The organism is Kitasatospora sp. NPDC048407, assembly GCF_043200475.1.
GTDB lineage: Bacteria > Actinomycetota > Actinomycetes > Streptomycetales > Streptomycetaceae > Kitasatospora.
Map to the genome: position 1 here is coordinate 1 of NZ_JBICXW010000026.1, position 16,060 is coordinate 16,060.

The 16,060-nt window shown below is 70.8% G+C and carries 14 protein-coding genes; 1 reads left to right on the forward strand and 13 read right to left on the reverse strand.

Translation table 11 applies throughout. The features are described 5' to 3' along the window. Positions 1–519: 519 nt before the first annotated feature. The 4 genes from ACGFWJ_RS31745 to ACGFWJ_RS31760 form a co-directional block, all read right to left on the reverse strand. Complete coding sequence (locus ACGFWJ_RS31745) at positions 520–981, reverse strand: GNAT family N-acetyltransferase (RefSeq protein WP_392955631.1); 462 nt, start codon at positions 979–981, stop codon at positions 520–522. 1 nt (position 982) lies between these two features. Then, a complete protein-coding gene (locus ACGFWJ_RS31750) occupies positions 983–1,921 on the reverse strand; it encodes an RluA family pseudouridine synthase (RefSeq protein WP_387643821.1) in 939 nt (312 codons plus the stop codon). Between the two features lie 73 nt (positions 1,922–1,994). Beyond that, entirely contained in the window at positions 1,995–2,684 is a 690-nt protein-coding gene (gene lspA / locus ACGFWJ_RS31755; protein ID WP_392955731.1) for a signal peptidase II, read from the reverse strand. A gap of 125 nt (positions 2,685–2,809) precedes the next feature. After that, on the reverse strand, positions 2,810–3,310 hold the full coding sequence (locus tag ACGFWJ_RS31760; RefSeq protein ID WP_387643818.1) for a TraR/DksA family transcriptional regulator: 501 nt from the start codon (positions 3,308–3,310) through the stop codon (positions 2,810–2,812). A gap of 587 nt (positions 3,311–3,897) precedes the next feature. Between ACGFWJ_RS31760 and ileS the strand changes: the two genes are divergently transcribed. After that, positions 3,898–7,029: an isoleucine--tRNA ligase gene (gene ileS / locus ACGFWJ_RS31765; protein ID WP_392955634.1), complete on the forward strand. Its 3,132-nt coding sequence runs from the start codon at positions 3,898–3,900 to the stop codon at positions 7,027–7,029. Between the two features lie 216 nt (positions 7,030–7,245). Here the strand turns inward: ileS and ACGFWJ_RS31770 are convergent, their stop codons facing one another. The 9 genes from ACGFWJ_RS31770 to ftsW form a co-directional block, all read right to left on the reverse strand. After that, the gene (locus ACGFWJ_RS31770) at positions 7,246–8,583 is read right to left on the reverse strand and encodes a DivIVA domain-containing protein (protein ID WP_387643813.1); all 1,338 of its coding nucleotides are present in this window, start codon (positions 8,581–8,583) and stop codon (positions 7,246–7,248) included. Between the two features lie 46 nt (positions 8,584–8,629). Further along, positions 8,630–8,920: a YggT family protein gene (locus ACGFWJ_RS31775; protein ID WP_033216891.1), complete on the reverse strand. Its 291-nt coding sequence runs from the start codon at positions 8,918–8,920 to the stop codon at positions 8,630–8,632. 77 nt (positions 8,921–8,997) lie between these two features. Continuing rightward, a complete protein-coding gene (locus ACGFWJ_RS31780; protein WP_387643811.1) occupies positions 8,998–9,615 on the reverse strand; it encodes a cell division protein SepF in 618 nt (205 codons plus the stop codon). Positions 9,616–9,807: 192 nt separating this feature from the next. After that, positions 9,808–10,596 carry a YggS family pyridoxal phosphate-dependent enzyme gene (locus ACGFWJ_RS31785; RefSeq protein ID WP_392955637.1) on the reverse strand — a complete coding sequence of 263 codons (789 nt, stop codon included), beginning with the start codon at positions 10,594–10,596 and terminating at the stop codon, positions 9,808–9,810. Then, entirely contained in the window at positions 10,593–11,327 is a 735-nt protein-coding gene (pgeF, locus tag ACGFWJ_RS31790) for a peptidoglycan editing factor PgeF (protein ID WP_392955639.1), read from the reverse strand. Before pgeF ends, ACGFWJ_RS31785 begins: the two co-directional genes overlap by 4 nt. Beyond that, the gene (gene ftsZ, locus ACGFWJ_RS31795; RefSeq protein ID WP_387643802.1) at positions 11,324–12,541 is read right to left on the reverse strand and encodes a cell division protein FtsZ; all 1,218 of its coding nucleotides are present in this window, start codon (positions 12,539–12,541) and stop codon (positions 11,324–11,326) included. The genes pgeF and ftsZ overlap by 4 nt, the downstream gene beginning before the upstream one ends. A gap of 333 nt (positions 12,542–12,874) precedes the next feature. After that, entirely contained in the window at positions 12,875–13,648 is a 774-nt protein-coding gene (locus tag ACGFWJ_RS31800; RefSeq protein ID WP_387861134.1) for a cell division protein FtsQ/DivIB, read from the reverse strand. Further along, positions 13,641–14,747, reverse strand: coding sequence for an undecaprenyldiphospho-muramoylpentapeptide beta-N-acetylglucosaminyltransferase (gene murG, locus ACGFWJ_RS31805; RefSeq protein ID WP_387643796.1), 1,107 nt, complete (start codon positions 14,745–14,747; stop codon positions 13,641–13,643). The genes ACGFWJ_RS31800 and murG overlap by 8 nt, the downstream gene beginning before the upstream one ends. Positions 14,748–14,753: 6 nt before the next feature. Further along, the gene (ftsW, locus tag ACGFWJ_RS31810) at positions 14,754–15,995 is read right to left on the reverse strand and encodes a putative lipid II flippase FtsW (RefSeq protein ID WP_392955733.1); all 1,242 of its coding nucleotides are present in this window, start codon (positions 15,993–15,995) and stop codon (positions 14,754–14,756) included. Between the last annotated feature and the right edge of the window lie 65 nt (positions 15,996–16,060).

A 16,060-nucleotide genomic window follows, 5' to 3' on the forward strand; every position in this document is an offset into this window, starting at 1 on the left:
CCCACCCCACCCCCACCCCGGGGGGGGTGGGGTGGGGGGTGGGGGGGGGGGGGGGGCGCCCAAAAGAACCCCAACCCCCCACCCGCACAGCACCCCTCACACCCCGCCCGCCACTCTCCCCGCCCTCCCCTCCGCAGACGAGTCACGGGTGGGCGGGCGGGCGAACAACCCCAACCACCCCCCACCCGCACCACGCCCCCACCCACGCCCCTCTCCCACCCCCTACGCAGCCGGGTCACGGGTGGGCGGGCGGGCGCACAACCCCAACCACCCCCCACCCGCACCGCGCCCCTCACACCCCGCCCGCCCCTCTCCCCGCCCTCCCCCCTCCGCAGACGAGTCACGGGTGGGCGGGCGGGGCAAAGAACCCCAACCACCCCCCACCCGCACCGCGCCCCTCGCACCCCGGCACACCCCACCCCGCCGCCCCAAAGGCGCCAAAAACAACGAGGGACCGCGGTCCACCCTCGACCGCAGCCCCTCATCACCTACCGCTCACCGACCCACCAACCCACCGACCTACAGCACCCGCGTCATCGTCCGATGCGGAATCCCGGCATCGTCGTACTCGGCCCCCTCAGCCGCATACCCGAGCCGCTCGTAGAAGCCCAGCGCCTGCACCTGCGCGTGAAGCTCGAGCTCCTTCGCGCCGCGCTCCCGACCCAACTCCTCAACGGCCCGCACCAGCCCAGCCCCCAAGCCGGTACCCCGAGCAGCCTGCACCACAGCAAGCCGCCCGAGCAGCACCCTGTCCTGGATCCCGCCGGTGAGGCCCAGCGCCTCCGCGCCACAGATCAGCCGCGCAGTGCCCAGCGCAGCGCCGTCCTCCCCGACCGCCAGCACATGCACCGACGTCGCGTCGTATTCGTCGTACTCCAGCTCGGCAGGAATCTCCTGCTCCTCGACGAACACCGCCCGCCGCACCGCCCAAACCGCCGCGAGGTCGTCCTCCCCGACCGCGACCCGGATGACGACGGCCATCTCAGCTCTCCGCCGCGATGACGTCCAGCGCGTGCTGCAGGTCGTCGGGGTAGGCGGAGGTGAACTCGACCCAGCGCCCGTCCTCGGGGTGTTCGAAGCCGAGCGAGACGGCGTGCAGCCACTGCCGGGTCAGGCCGAGCCGCTTGGCGAGCGTCGGGTCCGCACCGTAGGTGAGGTCGCCGACGCAGGGGTGGCGCAGCGCGGACATGTGGACCCGGATCTGGTGGGTGCGGCCGGTTTCCAGCTTGATGTCGAGCAGGGAGGCGGCCCGGTACGCCTCGATCAGGTCGTAGTGCGTGACCGACGGCTTGCCGTCGCGGGTGACCGCCCACTTCCAGTCACTGCTGGGGTGCCGGCCGATCGGCGCGTCCACCGTGCCGGACATCGGGTCGGGGTGGCCCTGGACGAGCGCGTTGTACTTCTTCTCGGTGACCCGGTCGTGGAACTGCCGCTTCAGGTCGGTGTAGGCGCGCTCGGACTTGGCGACCACCATGATCCCGGAGGTGCCGACGTCGAGGCGGTGCACGACGCCCTGGCGCTCGGCGGCGCCGGAGGTGGAGATCCGGTAGCCGGCGGCGGCCAGTCCGCCGATCACGGTCGGGCCGGTCCAGCCGGGGCTGGGGTGCGCGGCGACGCCGACGGGCTTGTCGATGACGACGACATGATCATCATCATGAATGATCCGCATGCCTTCGACGGCTTCGGCGACGATCTGCACCGGCGCGGCGGGAGCGGGGATCTCGACCTCCAGCCAGGATCCGGCGGTGACCCGGTCCGACTTCCCGGCGACCGCGCCATCCAGGGTGACCTTGCCCTCGGCGGCGAGCTCGGCGGCCTTGGTGCGGGAGAACCCGAACATCCGGGCCAGGGCGGCGTCCAGCCGCTCGCCCTCCAGGCCGTCGGGTACGGGGAGGCTACGGGTCTGCGCTGCGATACTCACCCACCCGAGTATGCCCGACCCGCACGGGCCCCTCTCCCGCCAGTGGGGCCCTCAACGCCCCGCAAGCCCGAAGTCAGGCCTTGGACTCCCCGTCCTCGCCCTCGCCGTCGGACTTCTCCGAGGTCGGCGCCCCGTGCGTGGTCCCGTCCGGGTTGGAGCCGCGGAACGACAGCAGCACCACCAGGATCCCGCCGCACACGATCGCCGAGTCCGCGAGGTTGAAGACCGCGAAGTGCTGGACCGAGATGAAGTCGACCACGTGGCCGCGGAACACGGACGGCGAGCGGAACAGCCGGTCGGTGAGGTTGCCGAACGCCCCGCCGAGCAGCAGGCCGAGGGCGATCGCCCAGGGCAGGCTGTACAGGCGGCGGGCGATCCGCCAGATCACCACGATGACGCCGGTGGCGATGGCGGTGAACAGCACGGTCAGCGCCTCGCCCATGCCGAACGCGGCGCCGCCGTTGCGGATCACCTGGAGGGTCATCCAGTCGCCGATCACCCGGATCGGCGCGGTGCGGTCCTCCAGGTTGGCGACGACCAGCAGCTTGGAGCCGAGGTCGATCAGATAAACGAGCAGCGCGACGACCAACAGCACGCTGATCCGACGCCGGCGAACCACCGCACGTGCCCCGTCGGCGGCAGTCGCGCCACCCTCGCCCCGGCGTTCCTCGGGCGCGGCGGAGCTCACCCGGTCACCCGCCCCGGTGGCAGAGGTGGGGACGGCGTCGTCCTGGGTCTGGTGGGAATCTGGCGTACTGATGATCCGCTCCGCTGCCGTGGGAAAAGCCGGTCGTCGTTACGGGGACGAGGGTACGACACCCGTAGGCCCGTTGGCCGCCCTGTACGACAATGTGCAGCGTGCAGGACGGCCTGGGGTCGCGACGACGGTCAGCGGCGCTCCTGCTTCGCCTTGCAGCTGACGCAGAGGGTGGCGCGCGGGAAGGCCTGCAGTCGGGCCTTGCCGACCGGCTGGCCGCAGGACTCGCACAGGCCGAAGCCGGTGCCTTCGAGGCGGCCCAGCGCGCGTTCGGTCTGGGCGAGGCTGTCGCGCGCGTTGTTGGCGAGCGAGAGCTCGCTCTCCCGGTTGATGTTCTTGGTGCCGGCGTCGACCTGGTCGTCGCCCGCCCCGTCGTTGGAGTCCCGCATCAGGCCGGCGATGGCGGCCTCGGAGGCCTCGATCTCGGAGCGCAGCCGCAGCAGGTCGGCCGCCAGTTCGTCGTGCAGTTCGGCGACTTCGGCGGCCGTCCACGGCTCTTCGCCGGGCCGGACCGGCAGCTCGGCCGGGTCCACCGCCTCGGCGCCGCGCGCGCCGGAGCCGGCCGGCGCGTGGGTGCGGCTGCTGGCTGCGGTGTGTCCGGTGGTACCGGTCTTTCGCCGCGCAGTACTCACGGTCCCCTCCCCTGGGTCGCTCGCCACGGCCTTGCGCGACCTCGCGGTCACGGTTCCTGTCGCCTTCTCAGCCATGGCTTTCGACCTCATTCACGAATGATCAGATGCGTCGGTTCCCGACGATCTTGCCGGTCCCGGAACGATAAACCTCATCGAATCGCCCCACAACGGGACATACCGAAGCGTTTCTTCGATCCCACCCGCCCAGCCTCCGCCTGTCCCGGCGCTGCACAAAGTTGTGCCCAGAACGCCTCCGGCTAACCACCCGGGACCCGGCTCACGGGTGCGCGAAACGGCTTGCGGAGGCCGATACACTGGGCCGTGCAAGGCGCAGATGGGACGAGTACCGACGTACGCAGCCATGAGCGACCCGGGGACGGTGCGAGCCCGGGGGTGTGCACGGCGGGAAGATCACCCCGGAGCCGCCGGAAGAACGGCCCGGTTCACCGGGCCTACTAGACCCGGCAGCAAACCCAAAGAGAGGGCCGCAGCGCGCGCGGTCAAGGAGGGTGGTACCGCGGGGCGGCTCGCCGTCTCGTCCCTCCGTCGGAGCCAGTCCACGCATCCGCCGGAGGTAGACGCACCCCATGTCGCCCACCTACAACACCGTGCCCGCGCAGGTCGACCTGCCCGTGCTCGAACACCAGATCCTTTCCTTCTGGCGTGACCAGAAGGTCTTCCAGCGCAGCCTGGAGCAGTCCGAGGGCCGCCCCGAGTGGGTGTTCTACGAGGGCCCGCCCACCGCCAACGGCATGCCGGGCGCCCACCACATCGAGGCCCGCGTCTTCAAGGACGTCTTCCCGCGCTACCGCACCATGAAGGGCTACCACGTGGCCCGCAAGGCCGGCTGGGACTGCCACGGCCTGCCGGTGGAGCTCGCGGTGGAGAAGGAGCTGGGCTTCTCCGGCAAGCCGGACATCGAGAAGTACGGCATCGCCGAGTTCAACGCCAAGTGCCGCGAGTCGGTCACCCAGTACACCGACGCGTTCGCAGAGCTCACCGAGCGGATGGGCTACTGGGTCGACATGGACCAGGCCTACCGCACCATGGACCCGTCCTACATCGAGTCGGTCTGGTGGTCGCTCCAGCAGATCTTCGACAAGGGCCTGCTGGTCCAGGACCACCGCGTCGCCCCGTGGTGCCCGCGCTGCGGCACCGGCCTCTCGGACCACGAGCTGGCCCAGGGCTACGAGACCGTGGTCGACCCGTCGGTGTTCGTGCGCTTCCCGCTCACCTCCGGCCCGCTGGCCGGCAACGCCGCCCTGCTGGTGTGGACCACCACCCCGTGGACCCTGGTCTCCAACACCGCCGCAGCCGTCCACCCGGAGGTGACCTACGTGGTCGCCACCGACGGCAACGAGCGCCTGGTGGTCGCCGAACCGCTGGTCGCCAAGGCCCTCGGCGAAGGCTGGGAGACCACCGGCGAGTCCTTCACCGGTGCCGAGATGGAGCGCTGGGCCTACCAGCGCCCGTTCGAGCTGGTCGAGATCCCGGACGCCCACTACGTGCTGACGGCCGACTACGTCACCACCGAGGACGGCACCGGCATCGTCCACCAGTCGCCCGCCTTCGGCGCCGACGACCTCGCGACCTGCCGCCGCTACGGCCTTCCCGTGGTCAACCCGGTGGAGACCGACGGCACCTTCGCCGCGGACGTCCCGCTGGTCGGCGGCGTGTTCTTCAAGAAGGCCGACGAAACCCTGGTCGCCGACCTGAAGGCCCGCGACCTGCTGTTCCGTCACCTCCCGTACGAGCACAGCTACCCGCACTGCTGGCGCTGCCACACCGCGCTGCTGTACTACGCGCAGCCGTCCTGGTACATCCGGACCACCGCCGTCAAGGACGCGATGATCCGTGAGAACGAGGCCACCAACTGGTACCCGGAGACGGTCAAGCACGGCCGCTTCGGCGACTGGCTGAACAACAACATCGACTGGGCGCTGTCCCGCAACCGCTACTGGGGCACCCCGCTGCCGATCTGGCGCTGCGCGGACGACCACCTGACCTGCGTCGGCTCGCTCGCCCAGCTCTCCGAGCTGACCGGCACCGACCAGTCGGCCCTCGACCCGCACCGCCCGTTCATCGACGAGGTCACCTTCCCCTGCCCGCAGTGCTCCACCACCGCGGTCCGGGTGCCCGAGGTGATCGACGCCTGGTACGACTCGGGCTCCATGCCGTTCGCGCAGTACGGCTACCCGTACCGCAACAAGGAGCTGTTCGAGCAGCGCTACCCGGCGCAGTTCATCTCCGAGGCGATCGACCAGACCCGCGGCTGGTTCTACACGCTGATGGCCGTCGGCACCCTGGTGTTCGACAAGAACAGCTACGAGAACGTCGTCTGCCTGGGCCACATCCTGGCCGAGGACGGCCGCAAGATGTCCAAGCACCTGGGCAACATCCTCCAGCCGATCCCGCTGATGGACCAGCACGGCGCCGACGCGATCCGCTGGTTCATGGCCGCCGGCGGCTCCCCCTGGTCGGCCCGCCGGGTCGGCCACGGAACGATCCAGGAGGTGGTCCGCAAGACCCTCCTCACCTACTGGAACACCGTCGCCTTCCAGGCCCTGTACGCCCGCACCGCCGGCTGGGCCCCGTCGGCCAACGACCCGTCCGCCGCCGAGCGCCCGCAGCTCGACCGCTGGGTGCTCTCCGAACTGCACACCCTGGTGCGCGAGGTGGACGCCTCCTACGAGGCGTACGACACCCAGCGGGCCGGCAAGCTGCTGTCCGGCTTCGTCGACGACCTCTCCAACTGGTACGTCCGCCGCGGCCGCCGCCGCTTCTGGCAGGGCGACGCCGCCGCGCTCGCCACCCTGCACGAGGCGCTGGAGACCGTCACCCGCCTGATGGCCCCGCTGACCCCGTTCATCACCGAGCGGGTCTGGCAGGACCTGGTCGTCCCGGTCACCCCGGACGCCCCGCTCTCCGTCCACCTCAGCAGCTGGCCGGTCGCCGACGAGACGCTCATCGACACCGAGCTCTCCAAGCACATGGCACTGGTCCGCCGCCTGGTCGAACTCGGCCGCGCCACCCGCGCCGAGAGCGGCGTCAAGACCCGTCAGCCGCTGTCCCGCGCGCTGATCGCCGCCCAGGGCTGGGAGGAACTCCCCGCCGACCTGCGCGCCCAGATCGCCGAAGAGCTCAACGTCTCCGTCCTGGAGTCCCTCGCCGCGGTCGGCGGCTCCCTCGTCGACACCTCCGCCAAGGCCAACTTCCGTGCCCTCGGCAAGCGTTTCGGCAAGGGCGTCCAGGACGTCGCCAAGGCCGTCGCCGCGGCCGACGCCGCCCGCCTCGCCGCGGAGCTGCGCGCCACCGGCGAGACCTCGGTCGAACTGAACGGCGAGACGGTGGCCCTCTCCCCCGACGAGGTCGTCATCACCGAGACCCCGCGCGAGGGTTGGGCCGTCGCCAACGAGTCCGGCGCGACCGTCGCCCTCGACCTGGCGATCACCCCCGAGCTCAAGCGCCTCGGCGTGGTCCGCGACGCGATCCGCCAGATCCAGGAGGCCCGCAAGAACTCCGGCCTCGACGTCGCCGACCGCATCCACCTCCAGCTCGCCACCACCGACGAGGACACCCTCGCCGCGCTGACCGAGCACCAGTCCCTGGTCGCCGCCGAGGTCCTGGCCGAGTCCCTCGGCCTCACCATCACCGACCCCGACGCCCCCCGCTTCTCCGACGAGAATCTCTCGCTGGAGTTCACGCTGCGACGGGCCTAGCAGTCAGGGGCGCTGGGGGTACCCCCAGCGCCCCTTCTCGCACCCACCCGCTCGCGCGAGCGACCTCGCACGAACCGCAATATCCGCCCGAGGACCGAACTCCCGTCCCCGGGCGGATCTCTGTGCGCCCGCCCCACCGACTCCACACGCAAACGCGAAGGGCGCCCCCGGCCGTCGTGGCCAAGGGCGCCCTTTCGATTACGCGTTGCGGGACCGCTAGTTGTCGCCGTCCTCGTCGATCAGGAACCCTCGCATCGGAGCGGGAGCCTGCTGCATCGGCTGCGGAGGCTGCGGCCGCACGGCCGCCATCGGCTGGGTCATGCCCGCCGGCGCCATCGCCCCGTTGGAGCTCGCGGAGGCGCCACCGAACGACGGGGTGCCGGCCGAGCTGCCGAAGGAGCTGCCACCGAAGGACTGGTTGCCGCCGAAGGACGGGGTGGACCCGAACGACGGTGCCGAGGAGGACATCGCGCCGGCACCGGCGGGCGCCATCGACGACGCAGCCGGCGGCAGCGACGCGGTGGCGGGGATCCGCGGCGGGGCGAGCGAGTCGTCCGCCTGCGACTCCAGCTGACGCAGCTGGGTCTCCAGGTAGGACTTCAGTCGCGTGCGGTACTCGCGCTCGAAGGCACGCAGGTCCTCGACCTTGCGCTCCAGCGTGGCGCGGGCGGACTCCAGCGAGCCCATCGCGACGCGGTGCTTCTCCTGCGCGTCCCGCTCCAGCGCGTCGGCCTTGGCACGGGCGTCGCGCTCCAGACCCTCGGCGCGGCTGCGGGCCTCGCCGACAATCTTGTTGGCCTCGGAACGGGCCTCGGAGATGGCCTGGTCGGCGGTCTGCTGGGCGAGCGCGAGCACCCGGGCGGCGCTGTCGCCACCGGGACCCTGCTGCTGCTGCATCGGGTTGCCCATCGGGCCACCCATCGGCTGCAGCTGCTGGCCACCCATCGGCTGGAGCTGCTGCCCACCGAGCTGCTGCCCACCGAGCTGCTGGCCGCCCATGGTCTGACCCATCTGCTGCTGCATCGGGTTGCCCATCGGCTGCAGCATCTGACCGCCCATCGGCTGGACCAGCTGCTGCTGGCCGCCCATGGTCTGGCCCATCTGCTGCTGCTGCATCGGGTTGCCCATCGGACCGCCCATCGGGCCGCCCTGACCGGCAGGCAGCTGCGGCGCGCCGGACGGCAGGCCGAGCGGCTGGTTGCCCATCCCCTGCTGGGGGCCGGCGAGCTGCTGCGGGCCACCGAGCTGCTGCGGACCGGGGCCCTGCTGCTGGCCGGGCACCGGGGGGCCGGATATGGCGGCGGGCACGGGAGCGCCGGGGCGTCCGCCGTCCTGCGGAGCCTGCTGCTCCTTGCGCATGTTCGCCTGGTTCTGCGCGGCAGCACGGGTGGCGGCCGCCAGCTTGGCGCGCAGGTCCTCGTTCTCGCGCAGCAGGCGGGTCAGCTCGGCTTCGACCTCGTCGAGGAAGGCATCGACCTCGTCCTCGTCATAGCCTTCGCGCAGCCGGACGGTCGTGAACTGCTTGTTCCGAACGTCCTCGGGGGTCAATGGCATCTCTTCACCTCAACGTGATCGTCGGACCGGCATCCTGTCGCATCGTTCAGAACGACAGGCGCTGCACGAGCGAGATCAGGACATACACAATGATCATCAGTACGAAGAAGGACAGGTCGAGCGCCACGCCCCCGAGACGCAACGGCGGGATGAATCGCCGAAGAAGCTTGAGTGGCGGATCCGTGACAGTGTACGTGGCCTCCAGCACCACGACCATGGCCTTCCCAGGACGCCACGATCGAGCGAACTGGAACACCCAGTCCATCACCAGCCTGAAGAGCAGGATCAGTAGGAACACGGTCAGCACCCAATAGAGCACCGAACCGAAGATTCCCATCACTTCTCCCTCTCCCTGACCGGCAGTCCGTCAGTGACGCACTGTCAAACTGATCCACACAGAAAGTCGTGGCCGGGTCAGCTCTGGTTGAAGAACCCACCCTCGGCGATCCGAGCCTTGTCCTCCGCCGTGACATCGACGTTAGCAGGCGACAGGAGGAACACCTTCTGTGTCACGCGCTCGATACTGCCGTGCAGACCGAAGACCAGTCCAGCCGCGAAGTCTACGAGCCGCTTGGCATCCGTGTCGTCCATCTCGGTCAAATTCATGATCACGGGCGTGCCGCCACGGAACTGCTCCCCGATCGTACGGGCCTCGTTGTAGGTCCGGGGGTGCAGCGTGGTGATGCGGTAGGGCTCTCGTTCGTTGACGACCTTGGGCATGATCACCGGGGTGCTCTTCTCCAGGTTGCGGTGGCGCTCGGATGTGATGGACGACACGGGAGCCATGCGCGGCTGCTCCTGACGGATCGGCACCGCGGCGGGCACCGGCTGGGGCGCGATCTGGGCCACGGGCGCCGGCTGCGCGGCGGCCGCCGCGGCGGGGGCCGCGGCCCGCAGGTCCTCGGTGCGACCGGTGCGGATCGGCTCCGGGTCCGTGTCGTAGTCGTCGTCGGGGTCGTACCCCTGGCTGTCGTAGGTCTCGTCCTCGACCAGGCCGAGATAGACCGCCATTTTGCGCATCGCGCCGGCCATGCTGCTGTCTCCTCCGCTCATGCGCCCACCGTTCACCTGCGGACGCCGTGATGGTCACGGCCGGTCAGGCCGACGGTCCGTCAGACCGCGGAGGTGTGCGCTCGGATGCGATCCACGGTTGCCCAGCAGACTGATCATCTGCTAGGTTCTGTCCTATTTTGTCCTGCAGTCTGATCTACTTACTCGGTGACGTTACCCGAGCGGTGACCGCACTCCGAGTACCGCCGTACCGACGCGTACATGTGTCGCTCCGGCGGCGATCGCCTGCTCCAAATCTCCGCTCATCCCTGCCGAAACCATCGTGGCAGTCGGATGCTCGGCGCGTACGGCGCTTGCGATTTCCGCAAGGCGCGCGAAGGAGCGCGCGGGGTCGCCCGCCAAGGGGCCCGCGAGCGGTGCGACCGTCATCACACCGTCCATTCGCAGCCCGGGCGTGTCGGCGATCTTCCCGGCCAGCGCGAGCACGTCGGCGGGCGCCACGCCCGCACGGTGCTCGCCCTCGCCCGACTCCTTGTCAAGAGCGACCTGCACCAGGCAGCCCAGCGGCGGCCGTTCGGCGTTGCGGACGGCCGCGGCGAGCGAGTCGACCAGACGGTCGCGGTCCACCGAATGCACCAGATCGGCGTAACGGACCACCGAACGGGCCTTGTTGGTCTGCAGCTGGCCGACGAAGTGCCAGGTCAACGGGAGGTTGACGCAGCGTTCGGCCTTCGGGGCGGCGTCCTGGTCGCGGTTCTCCGCAACGTCGGTGACGCCGAGTCCGGCGAGCAGCGCGGTGTCCTCGGCGGGGTAGGTCTTGGTCACCACGATCAGGGTGACCTCCTCGCGCGGGCGCCCGGCCGCGGCGCAGGCGTCGGCGATCCGCCGCTCGACCACGTCGAGGTTGGCACCGAGTTGGTCGAAGCGGTCGCGCTGAGCGTCCGTCAGGGCGGCCGCGAAGTCGGCGCCACCGGGGAACGGACCGAAGATGTCGTTCGTCATGAGAGTGCAGGCCCCAGCCAGACGTAGCTTGCGAGTCGGCCGGTCCGCTGCTCCCGACGGTAGGAGTAGTGGTCCGGGGATTCCATGGTGCAGACAGAAGATCGCACCACATCGCGCACGCCCGCCTCGGCGAGTTGGGCGGCGACGCCGGCCGGCACGTCCAGGGCGGGAGTGCCCCAGGAGGTTTCCGACCGGGCGGCCGGGACGAGCGCGGCCACCTCGGCGCGCATCGCCTCCGGCACTTCGTAGCAACGGCCGCACACGGCGGGGCCGGTGGCGGCGAGGATCCGCTCGGGGCGGGCCCCGAGTTCACGCATCGCGGCGACCACCGCGGGCACGACCCCGGCCGCCAGGCCCGGTCGCCCCGCGTGCGCCGCGCCGGTCACGCCGGCCTCGGGGTCGGCCAGCAGCACCGGCACGCAGTCGGCGGTGAGCACCGCGAGGGCCAGCGGACGGTCGGTGACCACCGCGTCCACCGTCGGGGCGTACCCGGCGGGCTGGCGGTCCGTCACCACCGCGACGTCGGCGCCGTGCACCTGGTTCATCCAGACCACATCGGCCGGATCCAGTCCCAGGTCGCGGGCTGCGAAGAAACGGTTCTGCACTACGGCTTCGGGCGAGTCGCCCACCGCACCGCCGAGGTTGAGCTCCCCGTACGGCGCGGTGCTCACCCCGCCCCACCGGGTGGTGGAGGCGAAGTGAGCACCGTTGCGAAAGGCCGTTTGGATCACTTCAGGAAGTCCGGCACGTCGAGCTCCTCGGCGGGGCTCTCGACGTACGGCTGGCGCACCGGCTGCACCTGCGGCGGCACCGGCGCGGCGGTGGTCACCGGCACCGGGGCCTCGGACGGACGGGTCGGCTCGTCGGAGCGGGTGACCGAACCGATCGAACCGTAGGACGGGCGGGTGGCCGGACGCTCCGGGGCGGCCGGGGAGCTGCTGCTCGACGCCGAGCTGGAGGCCGACTTGACCACCGGCTCGCGGACGATGGCCGGCGGCTGCCCGCCGTCGAAGCCGGCCGCGATCACGGTGACCCGGACCTCGTCGCCGAGCGCGTCGTCGATGACCGCACCGAAGATGATGTTCGCCTCGGGGTGGGCGGCCTCGCTGACCAGCTGGGCCGCCTCGTTGATCTCGAACAGGCCGAGGTCGGAGCCGCCGGAGATGGACAGCAGCACACCGCGGGCGCCGTCGATCGAGGCCTCCAGCAGCGGCGAGGAGATCGCCATCACGGCGGCGGCCTTGGCGCGGTCCTCGCCGCGCGCCGAGCCGATCCCCATCAGCGCCGAACCGGCGTCCGACATCACCGACTTGACGTCGGCGAAGTCCAGGTTGATCAGACCGGGGGTGGTGATCAGGTCGGTGATGCCCTGGACACCGGAGAGCAGCACCTGGTCGGCGGAGCGGAACGCGTCCAGCACCGAGACCTGGCGGTCGGAGATCGACAGCAGCCGGTCGTTGGGGATCACGATCAGGGTGTCGACCTGCTCGCGCAGGGAGGCGATGCCGTCCTCCGCCTGGTTGGCGCGACGGCGGCCCTCGAAGGTGAACGGGCGGGTGACCACACCGATGGTCAGCGCGCCGAGCGAGCGGGCGATGTTGGCCACCACGGGCGCGCCGCCGGTGCCGGTGCCGCCGCCCTCGCCGGCCGTCACGAAGACCATGTCGGCCCCCTTGAGGACCTCCTCGATCTCCTCGCGGTGGTCCTCCGCGGCCTTCCGGCCGACCTCCGGGTTGGCGCCGGCGCCGAGGCCGCGGGTGAGCTCACGGCCGACGTCGAGCTTCACGTCGGCGTCGCTCATCAGGAGGGCCTGCGCATCGGTGTTGATCGCGATGAACTCGACGCCCTTGAGCCCGACCTCGATCATCCGGTTGATGGCGTTGACGCCTCCGCCACCGATGCCGACGACCTTGATGACCGCGAGGTAATTCTGGGGTGCTGCCACGTCGGGGCCTCTCGCCTCGAATTTCCGGGTCGGCTCCCCTGGATACGAAGGCCGACGGATGTCGATGGGTGGGAAGCACGTGGTTCCAACCCGAACCCTAAACTTGAGGTTGAGGGTTATCGCTGTGCCGGTGTCAGTTCGTTGTCAAGCACAGCTCGTTGACACAGGACAGTAGGTCGCAACCAACGCGTGTTCCAACGAACACGCCGAGCTTCCCTTTTTCTTTTGAGCCTATGTGATCATCGACCCCCCGGTGAAACCGGGGTGACCACCAAGGGTCGGACCGGAGCCTCGGCTCCGTCAATACCTCCCCCGGGCAATGAACTTACCGGATCAGCCGGACACCGCCGGGGCATCCGGCGCACTCACGTCGTAATTCGACGCCTTCCGGCCGAGCAGGGCCGTCAACACCCGTGCCTTGCGGGCGGTGTCCTCCGCGCTGCCCCAGCGAACCGTTGCGCCGGAGGCGAGTTGGAGGCGGATGTCGTCGTACGAATAGACCGTGAGCGAACCGGCCTGCTTCGCCACCTCCGACGGGAGGCCGGCGGCCACCGTGATCGCCGAACGGACCAGCGTGGGGCGGTCGATGACGGCCAGTGCGTCGTTGGCCGGCTGGCCGAGTTCGAGCGCCACCAGCGGTACGCCGCTCGGCGGCTGCGGCTCGGTGGCGAATTCCACACCCAGCGCGTCGACCTGGACGAACCGGCCGTCCTCGGCACGGATCGCCGCCACCGGTTGACGCTCCGTCACCTTCACCCGCAGCGTGTGCGGCCAGCCGCGCCACACCTCGACCCGGGCCACCCGGGGCACCTTGCCCACCAGTTGCTCGGCCCGGCCCAGGTCCACCCGGGCCAGCGGGCCGCGGGCGGTGGAGCCGAGCGCCCGCTCCACCTCGTCCTGGCTCAACTTACCGGAGTCCAGGCCCTGCACGGCCACCCGGCGGACCTCCAGCGCGGAGGAGAAGAACACCGTCCAGCCGAGCGCGCCGAGCACCAGGGCGCCGAGCACCGCCAGCACCAGCACGCCCCTGCGGGACAGTCGGAGCCGGGGCGGACGGGCCTCGTCGCCGTCCTCCCCGAACTCCTCCTCGTAGTCCTCGTCAGCCACGGCGGCGGCCGCCGCGGCCGGCCTCGATCGCCTCGTACACCATCTGCACCAGCAGGTCGTCGGCGTCCCGGCGGCCGAACTCGGCGGCGGAGCGAGACATCTCCCACAGCTTCGCCGGGTCGGTGAGCACCGGCAGCACGTTCTTCAGGACCCAGTCCGTGGTCAGGTCGGCGTCGTCCACCAGCAGGCCGCCGCCGGCCTTCACCATCGGCTGGGCGTTCAGCCGCTGCTCGCCGTTGCCGATCGGCAGCGGCACGAACGCGGCCGGCAGGCCGACCGCGGCCAGCTCGGCCACCGTCATCGCGCCGGCCCGGCAGAGCATCATGTCGGCCGCCGCGTACGCCAGGTCCATCCGGTCCACGTACGGCACCGCTCGGTACGGCGGCATGCCCGGGATGTCGTCGATGGTCGGCAGCTCGTTCTTCGGGCCGACCGCGTGCAGGATCTGCACGCCGTACTGCTGGAGCCGGGGCGCGATCGCCTGCACCGTCTCGTTCAGCCGGCGGGCACCCTGCGAGCCGCCGGACACCAGCAGGGTGGGCAGTCGCTGGTCCAGGCCGAAGTAGTGCCGGGCCTCCGCGCGCACCGTGCCGCGGTCCAGGGTGGCGATGGTGCGGCGCAGCGGGATGCCGATGTAGCGGGAGTCGCGCAGCTTGGAGTCCGGGGTGGAGACCGCCACGAAGTCGCTGTAGCGGGCGCCGATCTTGTTGGCCAGGCCCGGACGGGCGTTCGCCTCGTGCACCACGATCGGCACCCCGGCGCGCTTGGCGGCCAGGTAGGCGGGCATCGCCACGTAGCCGCCGAAGCCGACCACCGCGTCGGCGTTGACCCGCTCGATGACCTCCTGGGCGGCCCGCACGGTGCCGCGCAGCCGGCCCGGGACGGTGATCAGCTCGGGGGTGGGCTTACGGGGCAGCGGCACCGCCGGGATCAGCGCCAGCTCGTAGCCGCGCTCCGGGACCAGCCGGGTCTCCAGGCCGCGCTCGGTGCCGAGGGCGGTGATTCCGACGGACGGGTCGTGCCTGCGCAGCGCGTCCGCGAGCGCCATGGCCGGCTCGATGTGGCCGGCGGTCCCGCCGCCGGCGAGTACGACATGCACCGAAATTCACCGCTCCCTGCGCGTTGGCCCGGGGGCCTTCCGCGCTGTGGTTTTCCTACCTGGCACCACCCGGTCCAGGACGGACCCGAACCGGGAGTTGGCCCCTTTACGCCATCGGCGGGGCCGGGCAGCCAGCGCTGCCTTCGCCGCCGGGGTGCTGCGCGCGAAGCACAGCAGCAGCCCGATGGCGCACATGGCCGACAGCATCGCGGAACCACCGTACGAGAACAGCGGCAGCGGGACGCCCGCGATGGGCAGGAGTCCCAGCGCCGACCCCAGGTTGACCACGGCCTGAGCCATGATCCACGTGGTGGCGGCGCCCGCCGCGTACCGGACGAACGGGTCCGTGGTGCTGAGAGCCACACGGATACCCGCGTAGCCTAGTGCCGCGAAGAGCGCGAGCACGGACAGCGTCCCCACCAGGCCGAGCTCCTCGCCGGTCGCCGCGAAGATGAAGTCGGTGTGCGCCTCCGGGAGTTGCCCCCATTTCTCGACGCCCGCACCCAGTCCGGATCCGAACGGCCCGCCGGCGGCCAGCGCGTACAGTCCGTGCAGCGCCTGGAAGCAGTCCAGGTTGGGGTCCGGCTTGGTGACGCCGACGCAGGCCAGCCGGCCCAGGCGGTGCGGCACCGTGATGATCAGCGCGGTGCACGCGACCACCGCGATGCCCAGGGTGGCCGCGAACAGCCGCAGCGGCGCGCCGACCATCCAGAGCAGGCCGAACAGCATCGCGACCAGCACCATCGTGGTGCCCATGTCGCCGCCCAGCATGATCAGCATCATCAGCACGACGGTGCCGGGCACCAGCGGGATCAGCAGGTGCTTCCACTGGTTGAGCATGTGGGTGCGCTGCTTGCGGGCCAGCAGGTCGGCCGCCCACAGCAGCAGCGCGAGTTTGGCGAACTCGGACGGCTGGATCTGGAAGAAGCCCAGGCTGATCCAGTTCCGGTTGCCGTTGATCCGCACCCCGATGCCCGGGATCGCCACCAGCACCAGCGCGGCCACCACCCCGAACAGCAGCGGGTACACGGCGGTGCGCAGCACCTTCACCGGTGCCCGGGTGAGCGCGACGGCGATCGCCCCGCCCAGCAGCAGGGCGATCAGCTGCTTGCGGAAGAAGAACGTCATCGGCAGCCCGAAGTCCACCACCACGCTCTGCGAGGCGGAGAACACCATCACCAGCCCGAGCACCACCAGCAGCGCCGCCGAACCCAGGATCAGGTAATAGGGCGTCAACGGACGGGCCATCAAGTACCCGAACCGCTCACGCGCTGCGCGCACCCGCGCCACCGGACCGGCCGACTTGAAGGTGG